The following is a 21,524-nucleotide window of genomic DNA, read 5'->3' as shown; positions in this document are numbered from 1 at the left end:
TAAACCCGATAATTAATTCAACCACATGGTAGTGCTATGAAGAAAATAACCCTTTTGTCAGTTGCAATTTTATCCAGCCTCTCTTTCTCATCTTTTGCTAAAGATTGTAATCCCAATTTGCTGCCTTCTTGGAAGGATGGTGAGAGTAAATCAGCCATTGTGGATTTCGTTGGTCAAGCCACCAAAGCAGAGTCTGATACTTTTGTGGCGGTTCAAGATCGTATTGCTGTGTTCGATAACGACGGGACGCTATGGTCAGAAAAACCTTATTACTTCCAACTGGCCTTTGCGCTAGATCGTGTAAAAGAGATGGCGCCTGAACACCCCGAATGGAAAACAGAAGCGCCGTTTAAGTTTGTACTTGAAGGGGATATTGAGAGCGCTCTGGGCAGCGGTGAAGAAGGGTTGTTGAAAATTATTATGGCGACACACTCAGGTATGACCGTTGAGCAATATCAACAAGATGTTAAGCAATGGTTGGCGGTAGCAAAAGACGAGCGTTTCAACAAAGCCTACACAGACCTGACTTATCAGCCAATGAAAGAGATGCTGACTTATCTGCAAGATCATGACTTTAAGACTTACATCGTGTCGGGAGGTGGTGTTGATTTTATGAGAGCGTGGGCTCCGCAAGCGTATAACATTCCGCCAGAGCAGATCATCGGCAGCGCGCTTAAATACAACTATAGCTACAACGATGGTAAGCCGACCGTGACCAAAGACTCGTCCATTTTGACGATTGATGATAAAGCCGGAAAAGTCACTAATATTCAGCATATTATCGGTAAGAAGCCGATTTTGGCGGTGGGTAACTCAGACGGTGATCAAGCGATGATGCAATGGGCAACCAGTCAACCAAATTCAATGGCAATGATTGTTCACCACACTGACGCCGAGCGCGAGTGGAAGTACGATCGCGAATCTCATGTCGGTAAGCTTGATAAAGCACTCGATGAAGCAAGCTCTAGAGATGATTGGACGCTGATCGACATGAAATCCGATTGGTGTGAGGTGTACTAACACCTAGCTAACTCTTCACTAAAACAAAAAAGCTCGGATTTTTAATTCGAGCTTTTTTGGGAACGGATGTTTTTAAATCAGGGTGAGGGGAGCGGTTTTGCAAATCATGGAGGCTTAATCTCTCCCTTTAAGCAAGAACGTACTATAAATTTTCAACGCTTCACGCTTTAATCGGGATAGTCAGAAATTACAGGAAGAGAATAATGAAAACGATCGGTTTGCTTGGTGGCATGAGTTGGGAGTCGACAGTGAGCTACTATAAATCCATTAACGAAGGAGTGAAAGCCACACTCGGCGGGCTCAATTCTGCAAAGGTTTGTATGTATAGTGTGAACTTCGATGAGATAGAAAAGCTGCAACACCAAGGTCGTTGGGCTGAGACAGCAGACATCTTATCGGACGCGGCTTTATTGGTTGAAAAAGGCGGGGCGGACTTCATCCTGATTTGTACCAATACCATGCATAAGGTCGTTCCTGAGATCGAAGAGAAGATCACGATTCCTATCTTACATATCGCTGATACCACGGCGCAGAAGTTGATAGAGCAAGGTGTGCAAAAAGTAGGACTGCTTGGTACGGCTTTCACGATGGAGCAGGATTTCTACAAAGGGCGCTTAACCGATAAATTCGGTATCGATGTTGTGATTCCTGATGAGAGTGGCCGAAAACAAGTGCACAACATCATTTACCAAGAGTTGTGCCGAGGCGAAATAAAAGAAGAGTCTCGAGTTGTTTATCATCAAATCATCGAGAAGCTAAGCCAGCAAGGTGCTGAGGCGGTTATTCTTGGGTGCACTGAAATTGCTTTGTTGATTCAGCAACAACACACCGATGTTCCGTTGTTTGATACCACTGCCATCCATGCTGAAGCGGCAGTGCGCTTGGCGACGACTGATTAGCTTATAATCACTTTCAGATCGTTAAGCGTGTCTTTCGATCATGCTACAACCATAAGCTGATTGGTGGTGCCAATTATTGGCCGCTGGGTGATGCACAGTTAAAAGTATATAACTTTCATAAGGTTATTGATGGTTCTCTGAGAGCGAATTACGAGTAGCTTTTCTCCTAATGAAGCCCAAAATTAAGTTTAATAAGCACTCTATATCACAATTTCTATAAATTTTAAGATGTGATAGTACACATTTATTTGTCTCATGAATAGAATCTCGGCCTAGTGTTATTTTGGCTATGTAATCGAATGAGAATAAAAATGAAATTGAAATCTATTTTCTTGGCTTGTCTGTCTGCAACTGCTCTGTCTGGCTGTTTGACAGTTCCAATTGAAGAGTTACAACCAACGGCGGATCAAGAAACAATTGATACCGCTATTGAGCATCTAAGCGATATAAAAGGAATGACAATTACAGAAAATGGCGTGATTTATTATGTTGCGTCACTGCCGGGTAGCTCTCGATGGTTAAAAGTGCATATTTTGGAATCGAGCTATCGTTACTCTTGCCAAGACCTTCGCTGGTTTGTCGATCGAGGTATGATCGTGAGAATGAAATTCCTAGGTAGTGGTGGCACGACGCAAGATTATGATCTTGAGCGTTGTGAAACGGAAGTCCCTACAAGATTATATGAACCTAAATAGTCGTTTCTCGATCTTCCCACATGAGATTGAAGTTTTTTATTAGTTGTGCACGGATTACCTTCTTAAGATTTTGGATAAGCTGCGTCATACCTTTCCTAAAAGCAGAAAAGTACCGCTTTATAGTGGCCTGAACGATTTCCTTCGTAAAAGCTTGAGCGAACTTAAAGAGCTTAAGAGTGCTGGTCTAACCATGGCTTATGCAGGTCTTGAGTCGGGTGATACAGTTGTACTCGAGAACACTAAAAAGCGTATGACACCAGAACAAGCACTCGAAGGTATGGCTCTGGCAAAAGAAGCCGGTATTAAAACCTTGCTTTCGTTTATCTTCGGCCTTGGCGGACGTGATCGTACACGTGAACACATGTCGAGACTACCAGGTTATTGAACATCATGAAGCCTGAGCAAATAGCGCTAATGGCTAAAGATAGCGTGATTCAGACGTTTGCTTGGTAACGTTTATTGAAAATCGATACCTATAAACAAAGAGAGAAGAGTAGTGCTTATGAGGTGAAATACCCGTCTTGAGCCTACTTTTGTTATTGAGACAATTTAAAATCAACAAGGTTATTTTCTAGGTACATGTTGTAAATTTGTGAATCTGAATTGTCGATATTCTATGCTGTGTACTGGATCCCATTTGTTATTCCTGTCAATTGCTAAGGTAATTAGTGAATATGTAGTAGACATACCCAATCACTTTACTCAACTGAAGAGGTTTCTATGCTAGGTGAAAATCACTCTCTTGTTCACGAATTTCCTGAAATGAAAGACAAAATTGCTGAGCTTGCTAAAACTGACGATGGCTTTGCAACAGACATGAAGACATACGACAACCTTGATAAAGAGATTCGTAAACTAGAGCTGAAAGATTCACCCATTGATGACAGTTCGATGCAGCTACTAAAACATGAGCGCTCTGTGCTTAAAGACTCATTGCATATTCGTTTATCTGCTTAGTTAGTTGACGTGCTCTAGTTTTAAATAATTAAACTCCTTCGAGAGTTTAATTATTTTGGTTCAATGTAGAGCAATGGCATGTTCATAAAGCGCTCTAATGCTGCCAACTGCCAATGTGAGTGACTTGCACACGATTATTAATATTTTTTTAATCAGATAATAAAAAAGCTTAGCGTGGGTAGCGCTAAGCTTTGTGACTTTCATGAACGATTAATTCTATAAGAATAATTATCCTACTTGAGAAAACTTCACCACTTTGCTTTGAAGTTTCTCTTTCAAGTAATCAGAAACGGCTTGTTGCTCGGCTTCGTTTAAGTACAGGCCAAGTTTCGTTCTGCGCCATAAGATGTCTTCGTCTGTCATTGCCATCTCTTCGTTGATCAAGTAATCGATCTCAGCTTGATAAACGCCATGTGCTTCGTTTGAAAAGTTAACTCCCAGATCAGCTTCGCTCGTTGCACCTTCCAGCAGCTTCCAAGTGTAAGTACCAAATTGAGTCACATAGCGCAGCAGAAGTGCTTCTGACACCCAAGGGTATTTAGTGTGGATCATCTTCGCCAGCTGTTCTCTGCTGCAGCTGAAGTTACCACCGGGCAGAGTATCGTTAGCCGTCCACGGAGCCCCCATGTTTTTCAGGTATGGTTCAAGCTTTTTAAGTGCCGCTTCACCGAGTTTACGGTAGGTCGTTAACTTACCGCCAAAAATTGAAAGTAGTGGTGCTTGGTCTAGCTCTGCATCTAACTCTAGTGTGTAGTCGCGAGTGATCGCTTGTGGAGAATCAGATTCGTCATCACAAAGTGGTCGAACGCCGCTGTATGTCCAAACTACATCCTCACGAGTTAGTTGATGAACAAAGTGCTGGTTAACAATGTCGACCAAGTAATCTACTTCGTCATCAGAGATAGCCACTTCACGTGGATCACCTTTGTATTCAAGGTCGGTGGTACCAATGATCGAAAACTTATCTAGGTAAGGGATCATAAACACAATGCGATTGTCTTTGTTTTGCAGAATGTACGCTTGGGGTTCGTCGTGAATACGCGGTACAACAATGTGCGAGCCTTTAATAAGACGAATATTACGGGGTGAAGCCTGCTCTAAGCCATCATCGAAGAATTGTTTAACCCAAGGTCCTGCTGCATTGACCAGTGCCTTTGCTTTGCGTTCGAAACGTTGACCCGTCATTACGTCGTGGATCGTTACGTGCCAGATTCCACCTTCACGGTGTGCTTTCTCAACACGGCAGTAGTTACGTGCTTCAGCGTTATTCTCTTTGGCTGCTAGAACGTTAAGCAATACCATACGCGCATCATCAACCCAACAATCTGAGTATTCGAATCCTGTCTTCATTTCTGGTTTCAGTAGGCCAGATTTCGCTAAGTTGACTGTCTTACTTCCAGAAAGCGTGGTGCGCTTACCTAAGTTATCGTAAAGAAATAGGCCACAACGAATCATCCAAGCAGGGCGTAAAAATGGTCGATGGGGTAAACGGAAACGCATGGGTTGAGCAACATGAGGCGCTTTTCTTAGCAATACTTCACGTTCAGCAAGTGCTTCCGATACCAAACGAAATTCGTAATGTTCAAGGTAGCGTAGGCCACCGTGGATAAGCTTTGAGCTAGCAGAAGACGTCGCAGACGCGAAATCATTTGCTTCGTATAAGCCAACGTTAAGACCACGACCTGCTGCATCTGCCGCGATGCCTGCACCATTGATACCGCCGCCGATCACGATCAAGTCTAAAGTGGACGGTGTACTATTTTTTGAATTATTTTGTTGAGCACTCATGATTTTGACCTCTTTCTGAGCGAACGAGCATTTTAGAACATAATTGAATCCTATATTAACTTTCGTTTTTGGTCATTATTTATTTTCGTTTATGCGCGTTTTATGTGATTTGAGCATAAAAAAACCTCTGCTTATGAAAGCAGAGGTTTAAATAAGTCTAATTCGAGCATAGAATTGGTACAGAGAAACAGCAAGGTATACTCGCTCAGTGCTAATCAATAATCGCGTTTTTTATAAAGAGCGCGTTTATGTGATTTCCTTGTTCACGAGTTTCTTACGCTACGATTCTTCAGCCGTTACTTGAGCCGTATTGATAACTTCGAGCGGTATGGAGAAGTCCTTAAGTATATTGGTAATCTCTTCTGGTGGTTGCTTATTGGTAAACACCATGTGTGCTTGAGATATATTTCCGAGCTTAACCATCGCATTACGACCAAATTTACTGTGGTCGACGGCTAACAAGATGCTACGGCTGTTGTCGATGATCGCTTGTTTCACACGAACTTCATGGTAATCAAAATCGAGCAGTGAACCATCGAAGTCGATGCCACTGATCCCTAAGATGCCGAAGTCGAGACGGAATTGCTTCACGAAATCGAGAGTGGCTTCACCCACGATACCGCCGTCGCGATTCCGTACTTCGCCGCCTGCCAATATAACTTTGATCTCTGGATTAGACAGAAGAATGCTCGCAACATTGATGTTGTTGGTGACAACTCTAAGTTGCTTATGATTTTTGTTGAGAGCTCGGGCTACCGATTCTGGTGTGGTGCCGATATCAACAAACAAGGTAGCACCATCAGGGATATGCTTAACCAGTTGATCCGCTATCACATCTTTTTCGTTGAAGTTGAGTGCTTTACGAGTGCTGTAAGAGGTGTTTTCTGAGCTTAAAGGAATAGTTGCACCACCATGATAGCGACGAATCTTATTGTTATCGGCGAGTTCGTTTAGGTCGCGTCTTATAGTTTGAGGACTGACATCGAACTTCTCTACTAGCTCTTCAGTACTCACATATCCTTGTGTTTTAACCAGGTCGACTATTTGCTGGTGTCTTGGTATTTGCTTCACTTTACTTACCACTCCCTGCGCGCTGCTGTGTTCTAGCGCACCTAATTCTAAACATAACCTCGCGCTATTGTGCTCGAATTGATACGTAGAGAGAAGTAATGATGGTAAGGAATCATGTCTAAACCGCAAAAACGAAGCTCAAAATACAAAAACAAACGCTGAAACGCAAAAAAGAGCACAATAAAGTGCTCTTTTTAGTTTCGTTTACTGCGACTCGAACAACTGTGCCTGTCCGAGATGGCCTATTCGTACCTTATACCTTAGTCTTCGCCTTCATCTTCAGTGTGAAGCTCAGACCAAACTTGAGCACACTTGATTGCACGTTTCCAACCTTTGTAGCGGCGGTTACGCTTCTCTTCATCGTGGTGAGGCATAAATGTACGGTTTAGAACGGCTTTGTATTGAAGCTCGTCAATATTGTCCCAGAAACCAACCGCCAGGCCAGCAAGGTAAGCCGCACCAAGCGCCGTTACTTCCGTTACTTCAGGGCGATGAACTTCAGTATCCAGCACGTCTGATTGGAATTGCATTAGAAAGTTGTTCGCTACTGCTCCGCCATCAACTCGTAGGTTTGCTAGCTTGATGCCTGAGTCTGCTTGCATCGCGTCTAGTACGTCGCGAGTTTGGTAGGCAATCCCTTCTAGTGTTGCACGGATGATGTGATTAGAGTTAACGCCACGAGTGAGGCCAACGATCGTACCGCGAGCGTAAGCGTCCCAGTATGGCGCACCTAAACCAGTAAACGCAGGCACCACATAAACGCCGTTTGAAGTATCTACTTTCGTCGCGAAGTACTCAGAGTCTTCAGCGCCATCCAGTAGCTTCATCTCATCACGTAACCATTGGATTGATGCCCCTCCCATGAATACTGCACCTTCAAGTGCGTATGCAGGTTCGCCTTTAGGACCACATGCTAGCGTTGTTAGTAGGCCGTTTTTAGACGTTACTTTCTCTTGGCCAGTGTTCATTAGAAGGAAACAACCCGTGCCGTAAGTGTTCTTAGCTTGGCCTGCTTCTACACACATTTGACCGTAAAGTGCAGCTTGTTGGTCACCCGCAATACCCGCGATTGGGATACGTGTACCGCCCTTACCACCGAGGTTTGTTTGACCGTATACTTCTGAAGAACGCTTCACTTCTGGCATCATTGACGTTGGAATACCCATTTCGTCAAGTAGCTTCTGATCCCAACATAGGTCATTGATGTTGAACAACATAGTACGTGACGCGTTGGTGTAATCCGTAACGTGTACACGTCCTTGAGTCATTTTCCAAACCAACCAAGTATCAACCGTACCAAACAATAGCTTGCCAGCTTCAGCGTCTTCGCGAGCACCTTCAACGTTGTCTAGAATCCATTTTACTTTGGTACCTGAGAAATACGGGTCAAGGACTAAGCCAGTATTGTCACGTACGTAGTCTTCTAGGCCACGTGCTTTAAGGTCTTCACAGATATCTGCTGTACGGCGACACTGCCATACAATTGCGTTATAAACCGGTTTGCCAGTTTCTTTGTTCCAAACAATGGTGGTTTCACGTTGGTTAGTGATACCAATACCTGCCAATTCATCGCTTCGAATCCCCGCTTTCGCTAGGGCTTCAACCAATGTAGAGCTTTGAGACGCCCAGATTTCCATTGGATCATGCTCAACCCAACCTGCTTTAGGGTAGATCTGAGTGAATTCTCGTTGAGAAGAACTTACGATGTTTGCATCGTGATCGAGGATTACAGCGCGAGAACTTGTGGTGCCTTGGTCTAGGGCAACAATGTATTTTTGCTCGGTCATGGTAAGAATCCTTTTTGTCTTGTTATTTATATTTTAGTAAATGTACGATCGCTTAGGGATTAAGCTTGAGCTTGTTCAGCTTCTTCTTCTGTTTCACATTGGTTTGGAATTGTGCAACCTTGGCCTTCTATTGGTAAGTAAGCACCGATAGCTTTTGGGTACAACCAACCACCAAAGCACGCGCCAGCAATTGGAGCGAGAATTGGTACGATGAAGTAAGGGATATCACGAGCACCAGTCAGAGCGAAGTCCCAGCCAGCAAAGTAAGCAAAGAGTTTTGGTCCGAAGTCACGAGCAGGGTTCATTGCAAAGCCTGTCAGTGGGCCTAAAGAACCGCCAATTACCGCGATAAGAATACCGATTAGCAGTGGGTTCATTGCACCGCGAGATGCGCCATTGTTCTCATCACCTAGTGCCAAAATTGCAAACATCAACACAGCCGTAATCACGAACTCCACAGCAAAAGCGCCAAAGAAAGAAAGTGAAGCATGTGGGTAAGTTGAGAAGATACCAGCAGTTGATAGTGCGTCTTGGCTACTACGAACGAAGTTATGTGCAATTTCGTAGTCAGTGAATAGGTTGCTGTACAGGCTGTAAACTAATGCCGCAGAGCAAAATGCGCCAAGTAGCTGAGAAATGATGTAAGGCACAACTTTCGCTTTATCAAAGCCATGGAACATTGCCAGTGCGATGGTGACTGCAGGGTTAATGTGTGCGCCAGAAACACCGGCAGTACAGTAGATTGCGATAGCAACACCTAAGCCCCAGATGATGCTGATTTCCCATTGTCCGAATGTTGCACCGGTTAATACCAGTGCCGCCACACAGCCAACGCCAAAGAATATGAGTAATCCTGTACCGATAAATTCAGCCAAGCATTGCCCAAATAAAGAAGGGTGTTTGTTTGTTGTCATGTTCGAGTCCTTTTTAGTTTTTGCTTATCTAGCACGTGTATTGTGCATATATTTGCGAACTCGAAAATAAACGAACATGAAAAGTGAGCGTTTGAGCATAAAATTGTTAATTAAAGTCACTTGAAATGTTAATCCGAACACTTTTACTCGGAAAAGATACTCGCATGAACGTCATTGCTCGAATGATAGGTTGCGAAGCCGCTCAAACTACCTATATGTAAATGAATGCGCAACTGGTACGAGGAGTTTATGTTTGGATTTGTGACGCTACTTCGTGAGTGGCTGATTATTAGACTTAATTAGGGAGGGCTATGTGATGTTTTTGCTATGTAACAGGGGCGTTAACAAATGAGCTTATATGCATAAATGAATAAACTGCCAACTATGTTGTAGTTTGGCAGTTTTAATTTGGGTGTTTGTTTTTGTTATACGATAGAAACTTACCACTTTAAACCAAAGCGGCCACTTTTCCTTTCGCTACCAATTGATCTCGAATCGAGTCATATGCCCAGTTGAACGCAATCGCGTAAAGTACAAAGAAAATCACTAGGCCGATATCCATAACCAGTACGGTTAGGAAATCGAGTTGTAGGACCCACATTAGAACAGGAAGAGTCATCGTCATTAATCCGAGTTCAAACCCTAACCCGTGTAAAACTCGAGTCTTCTTGGTTCGTTTGCTGCGGTCGGCTCCGAATACTTTATCGTAGCCATAGTTGTAAACGTAGTTCCAAGCCATTGCGATGAATGACATCGCAAGTGCTAAGCCCGCCATTTTTCCTGCACCATTTCCTGTGATATACGTTGCAAGCCCCGCCATCAACACCAAAGCAACTAATTCAAATAGCACCATGTGCAACATGCGTTCTTTATGTGACATTTTTTACTCTCTTTATGTTTTTCTAGCCTCTATGGGCTAATGACTTGGTTAGATAATATCTATTTAAGTGATAATATAAAGATAGTTAGCATCACATATAGTGATAGTAAGTGTTGGGAGACGCTGAATGTACAACATAGAACAGCTGAAGATGTTTGTGTATGCCGTTGAACTAGGGTCATTTTCTGCTAGTGCTCGTCAACTGGGGAAGGTGCAGTCGGCGGTGAGTCAAGGTATCAGTAATCTCGAAATTGATTTTAATGTCGAGCTGTTTGATCGTTCGACTCGAAAGCCTTCACTAACCAAAGCGGGCGAGCAATTATTTAAACAGGTGAAAGCAATTGTGCTTCAGGTTGAAGATCTGAATGTGGCGGTCAGTGCGATGGGTAGCGGTGAAGAGGGGTTCATCAAAATTGCATTAGATGATTCATTATTGGTCCCGAACCTATCTAAGATCCTGAGTGAATTCAGTAACTATTTCCCTGCTACTGAAGTTGAATTGGTTGCCTGTACCACAACTGAGGTTAATCTGTTGGTTATAGAAGAGGGAGCCGACATTGGATTGATGTTTACCAACTTGGCGTTTGATGTAGGCTCTGAGCCTTGCTTTATCGGCCACTTACCGTTTATTGCCGTGTGTCATCCTAGCCACTTGCTCGCAAAATTAAGTGTCGCAAAACTTTCTGATTTACTCCCGCATCGTCAGTTGATGTTGAGGGGAGACAAAGGCAAAGTGATGGATCAGTTTCCGCTGATTGCCGGTAAGGTATGGTGGTCAAACAGCTTTATTGTTATCAAAGAGATGGTGCTTGGCAGCGATATTGGGTGGGCATACTTACCCAAGCACCTTGTCGAAGAGGAGCTGAATAAGCAACGTTTAGTGGAGATTAATGTGTCCTTTGATCACAAAACATGGTCACCGCCTGTCGATCTTGTTTTGTCTAAAACACGCTCGAAAGGCCCAGCATTGCTTTGGCTTGAACAAGCTTTGAAAGGCTTATTGGACGAAACATAAACTGGACGAGGCTTAAATTGGATGAAACGTCATAAAGAAAAGGCTCACCGCTTACCGTGTGAGCCTTTCTGTTTTATGTGATGCTGCTTTTTGTTAGTGCTAGATGCTAGGTTTTACCGTTTGACCGTTGTAGTACTTAGTCTTCATTTTTAGAGCAATGTTAACTAAGTAAATCAATACGGGCACTTCAATCAGTGGGCCGATCACTCCTGCGAAAGCTTGGTCTGAGTTGATGCCAAATACAGCAATAGATACTGCAATTGCGAGCTCGAAGTTGTTGCCTGTCGCTGTAAATGCAATTGACGCGTTCTTATCGTATTCAATGCCCATCTTTTTACCAATGAAGAAGCTGACGAAGAACATCAACGTAAAGTAAATGGTCAGTGGAATAGCAATCAGCAATACATCCATTGGTAGTTCAACAATCATCTCGCCTTTTAGGCTGAACATCAAAACGATAGTCGCTAATAGTGCAATCAGCGTGATTGGTGAGATACGTGGAATGAACACATCGTTGTACCACTGCTCGCCCTTCATCGACACTAGGATTTTACGACTTAAGAAGCCCGCTAGGAATGGGATACCTAGGTAGATAAGAACACTGTGTGCAATATCGATCATCGAGATATCAACCATCATGCCTTCGTAACCAAATACTGGTGGAAGAACGCTGATGAATAGCCACGCCATGAAGCTGTAGCTTACCACTTGGAATGCACTGTTTAGAGCAACCAATGCCGCGCCGTACTCTTTGTTACCGCCGCCAATGTCGTTCCAAACCAGAACCATTGCCACACAACGAGCAAGACCAATTAGAATCACACCGACCATGTAACCTGGGTGATCACCCAAGAACGTCAATGCCAATACGAACATTAGGATAGGGCCAACCAACCAGTTCATGATCAGAGACAGTTTGATGGCTTTCTTATCTTTTACCACAGTGCCCAATAGGCTGTAGTTAACCTTAGCCAAAGGTGGGTACATCATTAAGATAAGGCCGATCGCGAGTGGAATGTTGGTTGTACCAACAGACATAGATTCGTTCCACTGTTCGATTTGTGGGAATACGGTGCCAAGCAGCACACCAATACCCATGGCGATGAAGATCCAGAGTGTTAAGTAGCGATCTAGAAAACCTAACTTTGGTTTCATGGTAATCTCTCTTTGTTGATATCGTAAATCGTCGAAAAACGATTGACTGTGGCAAAAAAACACGCTTAAAAGTAAAGGCTATCAAAGCCGATCCCTCAAGCGTGAACTTCTATTTTAAAATGCTGTTAAATACCGATTCGAAGCGTTGAATATTGTCGCGGTCGATGCGGTAACACATCTTCGGCGGGATAGACTCAGCAGTGATAAAACCTGAGCTTTTCAATATTCTTAGGTGTTCTGAAACCGTTGATTGAGCCAAACCCAATTCACTTACCAGATCACTGTTTAAGCAGCCGCCCGATTTTTCTAATGCGGACAAGATACTAAGTATGCGAATTCTTGCTGGATGAGCGAGTGCTTTTGCTAACGTAGCCATCTCTTTTTCTGCTTCAGCGTTACTCGGCGGAAGAGAACAGCTTTCAGTTACTTGGCATGTTGTGGTCATACTTAAGTGGCTCATTTACTATCAATCGTTAAAAGACGATTGATAGTAAGACTATTTCTTCTGGGGGTCAATGCGAATTTATTCATTAGCTAGCATGGACGTTCATTACTTGGCTCTACCAGCTATTAGCCGTTTTCGATTTTTGATTTCCCTACCCAATACAATGGCCATTTTTGTTGCGGCGACGTGTTATTGAGCATGGCTCCAATACAAACCAGTGCAATGCTGCCGACCAGAACAGGAGTGAATAAGAAAGTCCAATCTACGGATGCTGTACCTGCCAGTGTAATTACGATTGGATTGGCTCCCGCTGGTGGATGAACGGCGCGAAAGTACAGCATCAACATAATTGCGGATCCTACCGCCAACGCCATCACTAAATAAGAATCACCAAACCCATACAGTGCGATCAACCCAACCACGGCAGAGATAAAATGACCAGCGATGATGTTTCTGGGTTGAGCTAGCGGCGATGTTGGAACTGCGAACAATAGAACACACGTTGCTCCAAACGGAGCCATTAGCCAAGGTATTTCAGATTGCTCTGCGAGTAAGCACAATACGAATACCCCTGTTGTCCCTCCGATAAAGCCTTTTAACAGCTGACTGATCGTTGCGCGTGGAGGAAGTTCACCTCCGCCGGTTAGCTTTTTAATCATCACGATTTCCTTCATTTAAGATTAAGGATACAAAGTGTACAGATCTGTACGTATTGAGTTGAATGATACAGATCTGTACACTGTTGGCAACAGCAAATTTAGCAACACTAAATTTTATCCGATTTGAAATAGGGGCAGGCATGAGTAAGAAAGAGCAGATCTTGGATGTAGCTGAGTCTTTGTTTAACCAATTTGGCTATACCGCGGTTGGTGTGGATATGATCCGAGATGAAGCTGGAGTTTCTAAGACATCGATGTATCGCCACTTTGGATCCAAAACCAAGCTAATTGAGGCGGTATTGATTAGACGTCATCAGAGGTTTGAATCTAGCCTAGAAACGTTTCTTATATCGGGTACTGGCGCGCAGGGTCAACTTGACGCGTTATTAGACTGGCACTTTGCTTGGTTTGAGCAACCTGATTTCAAAGGATGCATGTTCATGCATGCCTTAGCGGAGTTTAAAGCGTCTGAAGATGATATAGCGATGCTATCCCAGCAACATAAGGTGTGGCTTAAAAGCACGATTCGTCGCGTAATAAATCATGATAAAAATGGAGATGATACGTTATTGGAGCTGTGCAGTGAATCGGTGATGATCTTTATTGAAGGCCTTATCGTGAGGAGCGAGTTTGGAAAATTAGGTTTAAACAAAGAACCTTATCGAAAAGCTTTGCATGCTTTGGCTGATCTAACGATATAATCGAACATAGAACCGTTACACAAGATAACGAAAATCATAATTGACACTTTAATTTTTACTTATAGGTAAGCCCTGAAATGCCACAACAGAACATCAAATTTATCGCTGCTGATATGGACGGCACTCTGCTTAATGAACACGGGAAGCTAGACCCTGAATTTTTCAACCTCTATGAGCGACTAGAAGCTCAAAACATCATTTTTGCTGCGGCATCGGGTCGACAGTACTACAGCTTGATGGAGACATTTTCTCCGCTAAAAGATCGCATGATGTTTGTTGCTGAAAACGGCACATTAGTGATGCACAAAGGCCAAGAGCTCTACAGCTGCTTGCTTGATACTGATGCCATCAAAGACATCATCAAAGAAGCGCGTGCTATCGAAGGTGCACATGTGGTGCTGTGTGGTAAGAAGTCAGCATACATCGAAACCAAAGACGAACGTGCTCTAAAAGAGATTTCTAAGTACTACCATCGCCGCGAGCAAGTAGAAGATTTACTGGCGGTAGAAGATGAATTCATCAAAGTTGCTATCTGCCACTTCGACGGTTCACAAGAGAAAGTGAACCCAAGTATCAATGCCAAGTTCGGTGACAATTACCAAGTGGTTGTGAGCGCAAAAATCTGGCTTGATGTGATGAACGCTGAAGCTTCAAAAGGCGCAGCAATTAAGTATCTACAAAACACACTCGGCTTCACTTACGAGCAAACCATGAGCTTTGGTGATTACCTGAATGACTACGAAATGCTTAAAGAGAGCTACCATTCTTACGCGATGGAAAACGCACACCCTAAGCTGAAAGAGATCGCACGTTTTGGCGCGCCAAGTAACGTCGATGCTGGTGTATTCCAAGTGCTTGAGAAACTGCTAGCGTAACGCGGTTAAGCTCTATCTGACTTTTATGAAGGCCAATTCGTAACATGAGTTGGCTTTTTTGTTGGCTGCATGTACATTTAGCTAAACTTGAACGAATGTTCTAATTGGTGTGGCTTGTAATTAATTAGTAGTCTTACCGACAAAGACGGGTATTCACTTGTATTGGATACGCCTTATCAACGATATTTGGAATGACGATGAGCAACAAACTTCAACTCGATATTATTTCTGACGTAATGTGCCCTTGGTGCGTGGTCGGCTACAAAAACCTAGAGCAAGCCATTTCAGAGCTTGGCTTAGCACAACAGATTGAACTTGAATGGCAACCGTTTGAGCTAAACCCTGACATGCCACAAGAGGGTGAAAACCTGCGTGATCACATCATGAGAAAATACGGCTCTAGTGCAGAAGAGAGCCAACGTTCACGTGAACAACTAGCTGCCCGTGGCAAAGCGGTTGGGTTCGATTTTAACTTCTATGACAGCATGAGAATGGTGAATTCACGTCACCTACATGTGTTGCTTGATTTTGCTCTAGCACACGGTAAACAGACTGAGTTAAAGCTACGCTTCTTCACTGCGCATTTTTCAGAGCAGAAAGATCTGGCTGATCTGGAGGTTATCGCGCAAGAACTTGAAGCAGTTGGCTTAGACTCAACGAAGGCACTGAAGCGCCTAAAGAACATCGACAACTTAAAGCAAATTGAAGCGCAAGAGTTTGAATGGCAACGCATGGGTGTCTCTGCGGTCCCTACTGTGGTATTCAACCGCAAGAGTGCGGTGACAGGCGCGCAGACGGTAGAAACGTACAAGCAAATCCTTCAAGAGCTTATGGCCGAATCATAAGCCGATCATTGGTATCAATTAGAGTCTGAATTTCATGGAATCACTTTCACTCGCTCAAGCGCAAAAAATGGTATTGCTTTCACAAAAATTGCCACCTAAGAAGCAACGTAATGGTGGCGCTTTGGCTATTTTTCGGCTCACTGCTTTGGGTATTGCGTAGTTGAGCATCGAGGCCATTCACATCACAGCGACTCATCAAGACTCTCGCGTAATCATGAAGTTACTGACTGAATGGGAACAAGAGGCGAGCTAGTTTCTTGGCTAAATCGTGTACACGCTTCATACTTGATAGTCTCGTAAGTTATCAAGCATGAGGCGTTTTTCTAATCCCTCAAACCTATTATCCTCAATAAATACTTTGCATTTGCAATAGTCACAGTGTCCAATGTCGGTTAAGACAATATTGACCGAAAAAGCTTATTTTTTAAGGTTTTAAATAGGAAGCTCGCTTCATGCGAAAATCAGATAAGAAAATAGAGAATCAAATCAGAGACGTACTAACGGACGTTTGCGAAGACACGTTGAAAAGCTATGACGGTTTTTTGTGGGTAACGCACGTGGTCAACTTTTCCTCTTTCCCGCAAAGCTTAAAAATCATCTGCGTATTCGATACCAATCAGGATAGAACTAACTTTTTGAATGGCGAAGGCAAGCAGAGTGTCTCTGAGGCCATCCAAAAGGCGTTTAATCAGGTTGGGATCCAACTGAAGAATATCGATAAGCATGTCAGTTATGATACACAAGAAAACTGTGACCGTGTTCACCAAGGGAAATGGAACAAGAGGCTTTAAGGGTTTTTATCTGAAGTGCTAGTTAGAAAGCGATCTAAAGAGAATAAATCCCAGTTATAAATGCTGAATATCAATTGAGAGGTAGGAAAAGCCGATCGCTTTAGCCGCGTTCAACAAAGCTTGTTGAGTCTTGAATACTCTGGGTTGCGTCTTTCTGTCGGATTCAAGAAAACTATTCACACCCCATTGATTGCTCCTCACCATTAAGTAATAGCCATTAGCACAAGGTGAAACAACACCAATAGCTGCTTTCAAATCGCCACGACTAAAGTGATTCTTAAATTCGCGTAATACCATATTAATATCCTTATTCGATGATGAAAAAAGGGAGCGAATCGCTCCCTAAATAATGTTGATTTTAATGATTACAAGAATGCGCGGTATGGCAGTTCTGGGTCATTTTTAAAGATATCTGCAAAGCCGCGGAAGTGTTGGTAGTGCATGCGACCTTTATCTGTTGGGTAAGTGTATCGCCCACCGACTTGCCAGAAAAAAGGTGCGAAGCCATATTGCAGACGCTCTTTTTTCATGTTCCACAGCATTTCAATTTCACGTGGGTCATTTTGGAAGTTAGCCCAGATATCGTGGTGGAAAGGAACTACGACTTCACAATCCAAAGATTCAGCGGCACGTAAAATGTCTGAAGACGTCATTTTGTCTGTTACGCCACGTGGGTTCTCACCGTAAGAAAGCAGTGCAACGTCGATCTTGTGGTCATTACCGTGTTTAGCGTAGTAGTTTGAGTAGTGAGAGTCACCAGAGTGGTAAACAGAGCCGCCAGTTGTTTCTACTAAGTAGTTCACTGCGCGGTCATCCATTCCGTCTAGAATTTCTTTGTCTAGGGAAGACGTTCCTTCAGGAAGTGTTACTAGAGCAGTACGGTCGAATGCATCAAGAACCTTGATGTTGACGTCTTTGATCTTAATTTCGTCGCCAACTTTCGCGATAACACAACGATCTTCTGGCACACCCCATTTCATCCATAAATCAACACACGCTTTAGGGCCAATGAATTTAACGTGCTCGCCACAGTTTTGTAGAACGGCTGCAGCAACGTTGATGTCAATGTGGTCGCCGTGGTCATGAGATGCCATAACTGCATCGATCTCTTTGATAGCGAAAGGGTCCAATGGGAAGATCGCGGTACGTAGGTTTGGTTGAAGTGCTTCCACACCGCCCATACGCATCATTTGGTGCTGGTTTTTCATTTTTTGAACGGCTTGTGTTTTTTTACCAGTACCACACCAGAAGTCCATTGATAGGTTTGCACCTTCTTCTGATTTTAGCCAAATACCTGTACAACCCAGCCACCACATTGAAAACGTACCCGGTTGCACAACTGTTTGTTCAATCTCTTCATTTAACCATGTACCCCACTCAGGGAATGTATTTAGGATCCAAGACTCGCGAGTGATTTCGTTTACATTGCTCATGATAATACCTTTTATTTCAATAATTTGATTAATTTTGGATGTAGGGAGCCGAGCGCCTTAATTTGGATTAAGGCACTGAGCTGAATTTATTATTATTGGGAGGGCAGTTTGCCCCGTGATTTAAACTAAGATGACTTGCGTCCCTTGAGCTTCAATCTGCTTAACAACTTCTGGATTGGCGTCTTTACCGGTGATGACGATGTCTATTTGCTTGGTATTGCAAAAGAGCATTCCGGTGCGTTGTCCAACCTTTGAACTGTCGACCACCACCACGAGCTTATCGACTTGTTCAAGCATTTGCTGTTCAGCGACGGCTGTTAACATGTCGGCTTTGTATAACCCGGCGTCAGTTAAGCCTTTACCTGAAGTGAACATCCAGTTTCCTGCATAACCGCCTAGTGAATTAGGAGCTGGATTCAAAAAGATGTTCTGCGCTTTGTTGTATTGACCGCCAATGATGATGACATCGTCATGATCCTCGTTGATCAAGTAGCTCGCGAGTGGGAAGTAGTTCGTTACGATTTGAACGTCATCCCCACATAGCTGCTGTCCAAGTAGAAAAGCCGTAGAACCGCAGTTGATTACGACTGTATCACCCGACTGACAAAGTCCAGCGGCTGCTTGTGCAATCTCGGATTTCTCTTCATAGAACTCAGTGCTGTTGATATTCAGTGGTGACCACTTTCTTTTCTGAGTTTCTACTCTCTCTGCCCCATTTCGAATCTTTCGAAGTCGGCCTAGCTCATCTAATTTAGCGATATCACGTCTTGCAGTTGCTGGTGAAACACTAAATTTATCAATGATATGTGAGACGTTTATTGTCTGCATATCTTCTAACAGCGACACGATGCCGTTATGTCTTTGTACTTCATTCATATTTATCACTCTTTATGTCGTTGTGACAATTTGATGATTACTTTTGATTTGTTTTGATTCTAATAATCACCATCATGATTGTCAAACCACATCCGTATAAAAATAGGATCTCAATCACAATGTTTTATAAGTTGTTGATTTTAAATGTTTTGTTGTTTTTGTGTGTGATCCCAAGCTCAATTAGGCGTATTCCTAGTATGGTTAATTGATATAAATCAAAGTAATCACAAGTGAGCATTGAATGATTACTTTTGATTGGTAAAGTCTAGTTCGTGAGCAAAACTTAGAATCATCACATCCTACAAATCATTAAAATTAAAAACTAACCAGGGGTAAAGATATGGAATTCTTATATGATATTTTCTATATTTTTTACAGTCAGGTAATGACCAAAGCACCGTTGCTACTCGGTCTTGTTACTTGTCTCGGCTACATCCTTCTAAAACGTGACGCAACAACTGTTATCTCCGGCTCTATAAAAACCATCGTTGGTTTCATGATAGTGCAGGTAGGTGCGGGTACATTGGTAGCGGGTTTCAAACCAGTTATCGAAAAAATGAGTGAAATACATGGATTGACGGGGTCGGTGATTGACCCGTACACCTCCATGATGTCCACCATGGAAACCATGGGCGACAATTACTCTTGGGTTGGGTATGCAGTATTACTGGCACTTGGGCTGAACATTCTTCTTGTTGCCTTCCGTCGTATTACGGGTATCAGAACCATCATGCTGACTGGACATATCATGTTCCAGCAAGCTGGCCTTATTGCTGTTTTCTACTTCGTGCTTGGCGCAAGTATGTGGGAAACCATCATTTACTCTGCAATATTGATGGCGTTGTACTGGGGTATTTCGTCAAACATCATGTTCAAGCCGACTCAAGAAGTCACTGGCGGGGCGGGTTTCTCGATTGGTCACCAACAACAGTTTGCTTCATGGGTAGCCACCAAGGTTGCACCGAAGCTTGGCGACAAGAACGACAGTGTTGACCACATCAAACTGCCTAAGTGGTTACACATTTTCCACGACAGTATCGCTGCAACAACATTAGTGATGACTGGCTTCTTCGGCATTATTCTTCTTTCGTTCGGTCTTGATAACCTTCAAGATATGGCAGGCAAGACTCACTGGCTTATCTACATTTTCGAAACGGGTTTGAAATTCGCAGTTGCGATTCAAGTTATCGTAACCGGCGTTCGTATGTTCGTAGCTGAATTGTCTGAGGCCTTTAACGGTATCTCACAACGTCTTATTCCAAACGCTGTTTTAGCAATCGATTGTGCGGCTATTTATGCCTACTCACCGAACGCAATGGTATTCGGTTTCATGTGGGGTGCTGTGGGTCAATTCACAGCAGTGCTTGCAATGCTCGCGTTTGACGCACCAATCATGATCATCCCTGGCTTTATCCCAATGTTCTTCTCGAACGCAACCATCGGCGTTTTTGCTAACCACTTTGGTGGCTGGAAAGCGGTGATGAAGATCTGTTTCGTGATGGGCATTATCGAAGTGGTTGGCTCTGCATGGGCAATCCATATCTTCGCTCAATCAGGTACTGAGTTTAATGGCTGGATGGGCATGGCTGACTGGGCTCTGGTATTCCCACCAATCATGCAAGGTATCTCAAGCTCTAGCATGTTCTTCTTTGTGATTTTGGCTTTGGCTGGCATCTACATGTACTTCGCTTCTAAGCAACTACGAGCTGAAGAAGACGCAGAAGCTGCTGCTGAAACAATGACTGCTGTAACGCCTGAAGGCATTGAGGTTGAAGTTGCGGTACCGCAACAATCGACAGCAACTGCTGAGGCACCATCGGCTTCTGCAACGGCTGCCTCTACAACATCAGAAAATCGAGTGTCGCCAGCAGCTGATCAGAAACCGGTTCGCGTATTAGTGTGCTGTGGTTCTGGGCAAGGTTCTTCCATGATGTGCTCTAAGAAAATCAAAGAGTACTTGGACAAGAAAGGCATCCCAAGCACGACATTCAACAGCGCTATCACGGATTACAAATCGCACCTTGGCTCATTCGACATCATCGTTACTTCGGTCGCTCTTGCAGCGAAGATCACGGGTCTTCCTGAAGGCAAACAACAGTTAGCAGTGAAGAACATGATTATGGTGAAAACCTTCGGCGACGAACTTGTTTCCATCATCGAGAATAACTTCCACAAATAATGAAAATGGCTCAGTGGCACAGCGCTACTGAGCCAATAAAAACAATTATATAAGTGAGCAATAACATGAACCTAAAAGAATCTCTTATCCAGAACAACTCTATCCTACTCAACGCTAAAGCGTCTGACTGGAAAGCGGCGATCAAGCTTGGGACTGATGCATTGGTGAAAGCGGGTATTGCAGAAGAGCGTTACTACGACGCGATTACCAAAGCGATTGGTGAAGAAGGCCCTTATATCTGTATTCACGATGCGTTTGCACTGCCGCATTGCCGCCCTGAAGACGGTGTTATTCGTACTGGGTTTGCGCTAACTGTGCTTGAAACACCAATCATGTTTGAAGGTGTTGATGAGCCTGTAGATGTGTTGATCACACTAGCAGGTAAAGACTCAGAAGAGCACATCGAAGGCACCATGCAAGTGGCGAACTTGATTGAATTCGATGAAGACTTCTCAAAACTTCGCGCATGCAAAAGTCCAGAAGAAGTGGCGCGATTAATTGATGCTGCATTGCTTCAAGCGGAAGCGGCGTAAGGAGGC

General features: G+C 43.6%; 23 protein-coding genes and 1 pseudogene. 13 read left to right on the top strand and 11 right to left on the bottom strand.

Annotation, left to right across the window (positions count from 1 at the left end):
• Nucleotides 1–36: 36 nt before the first annotated feature.
• The 5 genes and pseudogenes from OCT63_RS01210 (at nucleotide 37) to OCT63_RS01190 (ending at nucleotide 3,571) form a co-directional block, all read left to right on the top strand.
• Nucleotides 37–1,020: an HAD family hydrolase gene (locus tag OCT63_RS01210; RefSeq protein ID WP_269983042.1), complete on the top strand. Its 984-nt coding sequence runs from the start codon at nucleotides 37–39 to the stop codon at nucleotides 1,018–1,020.
• A gap of 203 nt (nucleotides 1,021–1,223) precedes the next feature.
• Nucleotides 1,224–1,919, top strand: a complete 696-nt coding sequence (locus tag OCT63_RS01205) for an aspartate/glutamate racemase family protein (protein ID WP_161684964.1) — start codon at nucleotides 1,224–1,226, stop codon at nucleotides 1,917–1,919.
• 311 nt (nucleotides 1,920–2,230) lie between these two features.
• Complete coding sequence (locus OCT63_RS01200; protein ID WP_060469219.1) at nucleotides 2,231–2,614, top strand: hypothetical protein; 384 nt, start codon at nucleotides 2,231–2,233, stop codon at nucleotides 2,612–2,614.
• A 49-nt stretch (nucleotides 2,615–2,663) separates the two neighbouring features.
• Nucleotides 2,664–3,034, top strand: a pseudogene (locus OCT63_RS01195) (radical SAM protein); the annotation flags it as partial.
• A 300-nt stretch (nucleotides 3,035–3,334) separates the two neighbouring features.
• Nucleotides 3,335–3,571 (top strand): YdcH family protein, encoded by a 237-nt coding sequence (locus OCT63_RS01190; protein ID WP_017057820.1) that lies wholly within the window; start codon nucleotides 3,335–3,337, stop codon nucleotides 3,569–3,571.
• A gap of 228 nt (nucleotides 3,572–3,799) precedes the next feature.
• Here OCT63_RS01190 and glpD read toward each other — a convergent pair whose 3' ends face one another.
• The 5 genes from glpD to OCT63_RS01165 form a co-directional block, all read right to left on the bottom strand.
• The gene (gene glpD / locus OCT63_RS01185) at nucleotides 3,800–5,359 is read right to left on the bottom strand and encodes a glycerol-3-phosphate dehydrogenase (RefSeq protein WP_269983041.1); all 1,560 of its coding nucleotides are present in this window, start codon (nucleotides 5,357–5,359) and stop codon (nucleotides 3,800–3,802) included.
• 279 nt (nucleotides 5,360–5,638) lie between these two features.
• On the bottom strand, nucleotides 5,639–6,430 hold the full coding sequence (locus tag OCT63_RS01180; protein ID WP_029627181.1) for a DeoR/GlpR family transcriptional regulator: 792 nt from the start codon (nucleotides 6,428–6,430) through the stop codon (nucleotides 5,639–5,641).
• Between the two features lie 260 nt (nucleotides 6,431–6,690).
• Nucleotides 6,691–8,217, bottom strand: a complete 1,527-nt coding sequence (glpK, locus tag OCT63_RS01175) for a glycerol kinase GlpK (protein WP_017057823.1) — start codon at nucleotides 8,215–8,217, stop codon at nucleotides 6,691–6,693.
• Between the two features lie 59 nt (nucleotides 8,218–8,276).
• A complete protein-coding gene (locus OCT63_RS01170) occupies nucleotides 8,277–9,131 on the bottom strand; it encodes an MIP/aquaporin family protein (RefSeq protein ID WP_060469222.1) in 855 nt (284 codons plus the stop codon).
• 448 nt (nucleotides 9,132–9,579) lie between these two features.
• A complete protein-coding gene (locus OCT63_RS01165; protein WP_161671826.1) occupies nucleotides 9,580–10,011 on the bottom strand; it encodes a PACE efflux transporter in 432 nt (143 codons plus the stop codon).
• Nucleotides 10,012–10,138: 127 nt separating this feature from the next.
• Here OCT63_RS01165 and OCT63_RS01160 point away from each other — a divergent pair, with 127 nt between their 5' ends.
• Nucleotides 10,139–11,026, top strand: a complete 888-nt coding sequence (locus OCT63_RS01160) for a LysR family transcriptional regulator (protein ID WP_161684960.1) — start codon at nucleotides 10,139–10,141, stop codon at nucleotides 11,024–11,026.
• A gap of 99 nt (nucleotides 11,027–11,125) precedes the next feature.
• Here OCT63_RS01160 and arsB read toward each other — a convergent pair whose 3' ends face one another.
• The 3 genes from arsB to OCT63_RS01145 all read right to left on the bottom strand — a co-directional run bounded on the left by arsB (nucleotide 11,126) and on the right by OCT63_RS01145 (nucleotide 13,285).
• The gene (gene arsB / locus OCT63_RS01155; protein ID WP_161684958.1) at nucleotides 11,126–12,181 is read right to left on the bottom strand and encodes an ACR3 family arsenite efflux transporter; all 1,056 of its coding nucleotides are present in this window, start codon (nucleotides 12,179–12,181) and stop codon (nucleotides 11,126–11,128) included.
• A 109-nt stretch (nucleotides 12,182–12,290) separates the two neighbouring features.
• Complete coding sequence (locus OCT63_RS01150) at nucleotides 12,291–12,626, bottom strand: ArsR/SmtB family transcription factor (protein ID WP_161685096.1); 336 nt, start codon at nucleotides 12,624–12,626, stop codon at nucleotides 12,291–12,293.
• 125 nt (nucleotides 12,627–12,751) lie between these two features.
• On the bottom strand, nucleotides 12,752–13,285 hold the full coding sequence (locus OCT63_RS01145; RefSeq protein ID WP_060469227.1) for an HPP family protein: 534 nt from the start codon (nucleotides 13,283–13,285) through the stop codon (nucleotides 12,752–12,754).
• A gap of 140 nt (nucleotides 13,286–13,425) precedes the next feature.
• Here OCT63_RS01145 and OCT63_RS01140 point away from each other — a divergent pair, with 140 nt between their 5' ends.
• From OCT63_RS01140 to OCT63_RS01120, 5 genes are all read left to right on the top strand, one after another.
• Entirely contained in the window at nucleotides 13,426–13,986 is a 561-nt protein-coding gene (locus OCT63_RS01140) for a TetR/AcrR family transcriptional regulator (RefSeq protein ID WP_161684956.1), read from the top strand.
• Nucleotides 13,987–14,063: 77 nt separating this feature from the next.
• Nucleotides 14,064–14,861, top strand: coding sequence for a Cof-type HAD-IIB family hydrolase (locus OCT63_RS01135; RefSeq protein WP_161684954.1), 798 nt, complete (start codon nucleotides 14,064–14,066; stop codon nucleotides 14,859–14,861).
• Nucleotides 14,862–15,058: 197 nt separating this feature from the next.
• Nucleotides 15,059–15,706, top strand: coding sequence for a DsbA family oxidoreductase (locus OCT63_RS01130; RefSeq protein ID WP_161684952.1), 648 nt, complete (start codon nucleotides 15,059–15,061; stop codon nucleotides 15,704–15,706).
• A 34-nt stretch (nucleotides 15,707–15,740) separates the two neighbouring features.
• Complete coding sequence (locus tag OCT63_RS01125; RefSeq protein ID WP_269983063.1) at nucleotides 15,741–15,866, top strand: hypothetical protein; 126 nt, start codon at nucleotides 15,741–15,743, stop codon at nucleotides 15,864–15,866.
• A gap of 292 nt (nucleotides 15,867–16,158) precedes the next feature.
• Nucleotides 16,159–16,497, top strand: a complete 339-nt coding sequence (locus OCT63_RS01120; protein WP_161684950.1) for a Fis family transcriptional regulator — start codon at nucleotides 16,159–16,161, stop codon at nucleotides 16,495–16,497.
• 54 nt (nucleotides 16,498–16,551) lie between these two features.
• Here OCT63_RS01120 and OCT63_RS01115 read toward each other — a convergent pair whose 3' ends face one another.
• From OCT63_RS01115 to ulaR, 3 genes are all read right to left on the bottom strand, one after another.
• Nucleotides 16,552–16,794: a hypothetical protein gene (locus tag OCT63_RS01115; protein WP_269983040.1), complete on the bottom strand. Its 243-nt coding sequence runs from the start codon at nucleotides 16,792–16,794 to the stop codon at nucleotides 16,552–16,554.
• A 68-nt stretch (nucleotides 16,795–16,862) separates the two neighbouring features.
• Nucleotides 16,863–17,930 carry an L-ascorbate 6-phosphate lactonase gene (gene ulaG / locus OCT63_RS01110; protein WP_269983039.1) on the bottom strand — a complete coding sequence of 356 codons (1,068 nt, stop codon included), beginning with the start codon at nucleotides 17,928–17,930 and terminating at the stop codon, nucleotides 16,863–16,865.
• Between the two features lie 120 nt (nucleotides 17,931–18,050).
• Nucleotides 18,051–18,806, bottom strand: a complete 756-nt coding sequence (gene ulaR, locus OCT63_RS01105) for an HTH-type transcriptional regulator UlaR (protein ID WP_019827029.1) — start codon at nucleotides 18,804–18,806, stop codon at nucleotides 18,051–18,053.
• Nucleotides 18,807–19,146: 340 nt separating this feature from the next.
• On the opposite strand from ulaR, the gene OCT63_RS01100 reads away from it, so the two are divergent.
• Nucleotides 19,147–20,985, top strand: coding sequence for a PTS ascorbate-specific subunit IIBC (locus OCT63_RS01100; RefSeq protein ID WP_269983038.1), 1,839 nt, complete (start codon nucleotides 19,147–19,149; stop codon nucleotides 20,983–20,985).
• A gap of 65 nt (nucleotides 20,986–21,050) precedes the next feature.
• On the top strand, nucleotides 21,051–21,518 hold the full coding sequence (locus OCT63_RS01095; RefSeq protein ID WP_269983037.1) for a PTS sugar transporter subunit IIA: 468 nt from the start codon (nucleotides 21,051–21,053) through the stop codon (nucleotides 21,516–21,518).
• Nucleotides 21,519–21,524 lie beyond the last annotated feature (6 nt).

The organism is Vibrio sp. RW (genome assembly GCF_027587105.1).
Taxonomy (GTDB): domain Bacteria; phylum Pseudomonadota; class Gammaproteobacteria; order Enterobacterales; family Vibrionaceae; genus Vibrio; species Vibrio toranzoniae.
The sequence above is the reverse complement of the archived record's forward strand: the minus strand, read 5'-3'. Positions and strand labels throughout refer to the sequence as shown.

Bases quoted from the DNA above. Each gene is read 5' to 3' on its own strand.
- OCT63_RS01135 (WP_161684954.1), top strand. From the start codon at position 14,064: ATGCCACAACAGAACATCAAATTTATCGCTGCTGATATGGACGGCACT.
- OCT63_RS01150 (WP_161685096.1), bottom strand. From the start codon at position 12,626: ATGACCACAACATGCCAAGTAACTGAAAGCTGTTCTCTTCCGCCGAGT.
- OCT63_RS01205 (WP_161684964.1), top strand. From the start codon at position 1,224: ATGAAAACGATCGGTTTGCTTGGTGGCATGAGTTGGGAGTCGACAGTG.
- glpD (WP_269983041.1), bottom strand. From the start codon at position 5,359: ATGAGTGCTCAACAAAATAATTCAAAAAATAGTACACCGTCCACTTTA.
- OCT63_RS01100 (WP_269983038.1), top strand. From the start codon at position 19,147: ATGGAATTCTTATATGATATTTTCTATATTTTTTACAGTCAGGTAATG.
- OCT63_RS01130 (WP_161684952.1), top strand. From the start codon at position 15,059: ATGAGCAACAAACTTCAACTCGATATTATTTCTGACGTAATGTGCCCT.
- OCT63_RS01160 (WP_161684960.1), top strand. From the start codon at position 10,139: ATGTACAACATAGAACAGCTGAAGATGTTTGTGTATGCCGTTGAACTA.
- ulaG (WP_269983039.1), bottom strand. From the start codon at position 17,930: ATGAGCAATGTAAACGAAATCACTCGCGAGTCTTGGATCCTAAATACA.
- OCT63_RS01140 (WP_161684956.1), top strand. From the start codon at position 13,426: ATGAGTAAGAAAGAGCAGATCTTGGATGTAGCTGAGTCTTTGTTTAAC.
- OCT63_RS01120 (WP_161684950.1), top strand. From the start codon at position 16,159: ATGCGAAAATCAGATAAGAAAATAGAGAATCAAATCAGAGACGTACTA.
- OCT63_RS01115 (WP_269983040.1), bottom strand. From the start codon at position 16,794: ATGGTATTACGCGAATTTAAGAATCACTTTAGTCGTGGCGATTTGAAA.
- OCT63_RS01095 (WP_269983037.1), top strand. From the start codon at position 21,051: ATGAACCTAAAAGAATCTCTTATCCAGAACAACTCTATCCTACTCAAC.
- OCT63_RS01125 (WP_269983063.1), top strand. From the start codon at position 15,741: ATGGAATCACTTTCACTCGCTCAAGCGCAAAAAATGGTATTGCTTTCA.
- arsB (WP_161684958.1), bottom strand. From the start codon at position 12,181: ATGAAACCAAAGTTAGGTTTTCTAGATCGCTACTTAACACTCTGGATC.
- OCT63_RS01190 (WP_017057820.1), top strand. From the start codon at position 3,335: ATGCTAGGTGAAAATCACTCTCTTGTTCACGAATTTCCTGAAATGAAA.
- OCT63_RS01165 (WP_161671826.1), bottom strand. From the start codon at position 10,011: ATGTCACATAAAGAACGCATGTTGCACATGGTGCTATTTGAATTAGTT.
- OCT63_RS01170 (WP_060469222.1), bottom strand. From the start codon at position 9,131: ATGACAACAAACAAACACCCTTCTTTATTTGGGCAATGCTTGGCTGAA.
- glpK (WP_017057823.1), bottom strand. From the start codon at position 8,217: ATGACCGAGCAAAAATACATTGTTGCCCTAGACCAAGGCACCACAAGT.
- OCT63_RS01145 (WP_060469227.1), bottom strand. From the start codon at position 13,285: ATGATTAAAAAGCTAACCGGCGGAGGTGAACTTCCTCCACGCGCAACG.
- OCT63_RS01210 (WP_269983042.1), top strand. From the start codon at position 37: ATGAAGAAAATAACCCTTTTGTCAGTTGCAATTTTATCCAGCCTCTCT.
- ulaR (WP_019827029.1), bottom strand. From the start codon at position 18,806: ATGAATGAAGTACAAAGACATAACGGCATCGTGTCGCTGTTAGAAGAT.
- OCT63_RS01200 (WP_060469219.1), top strand. From the start codon at position 2,231: ATGAAATTGAAATCTATTTTCTTGGCTTGTCTGTCTGCAACTGCTCTG.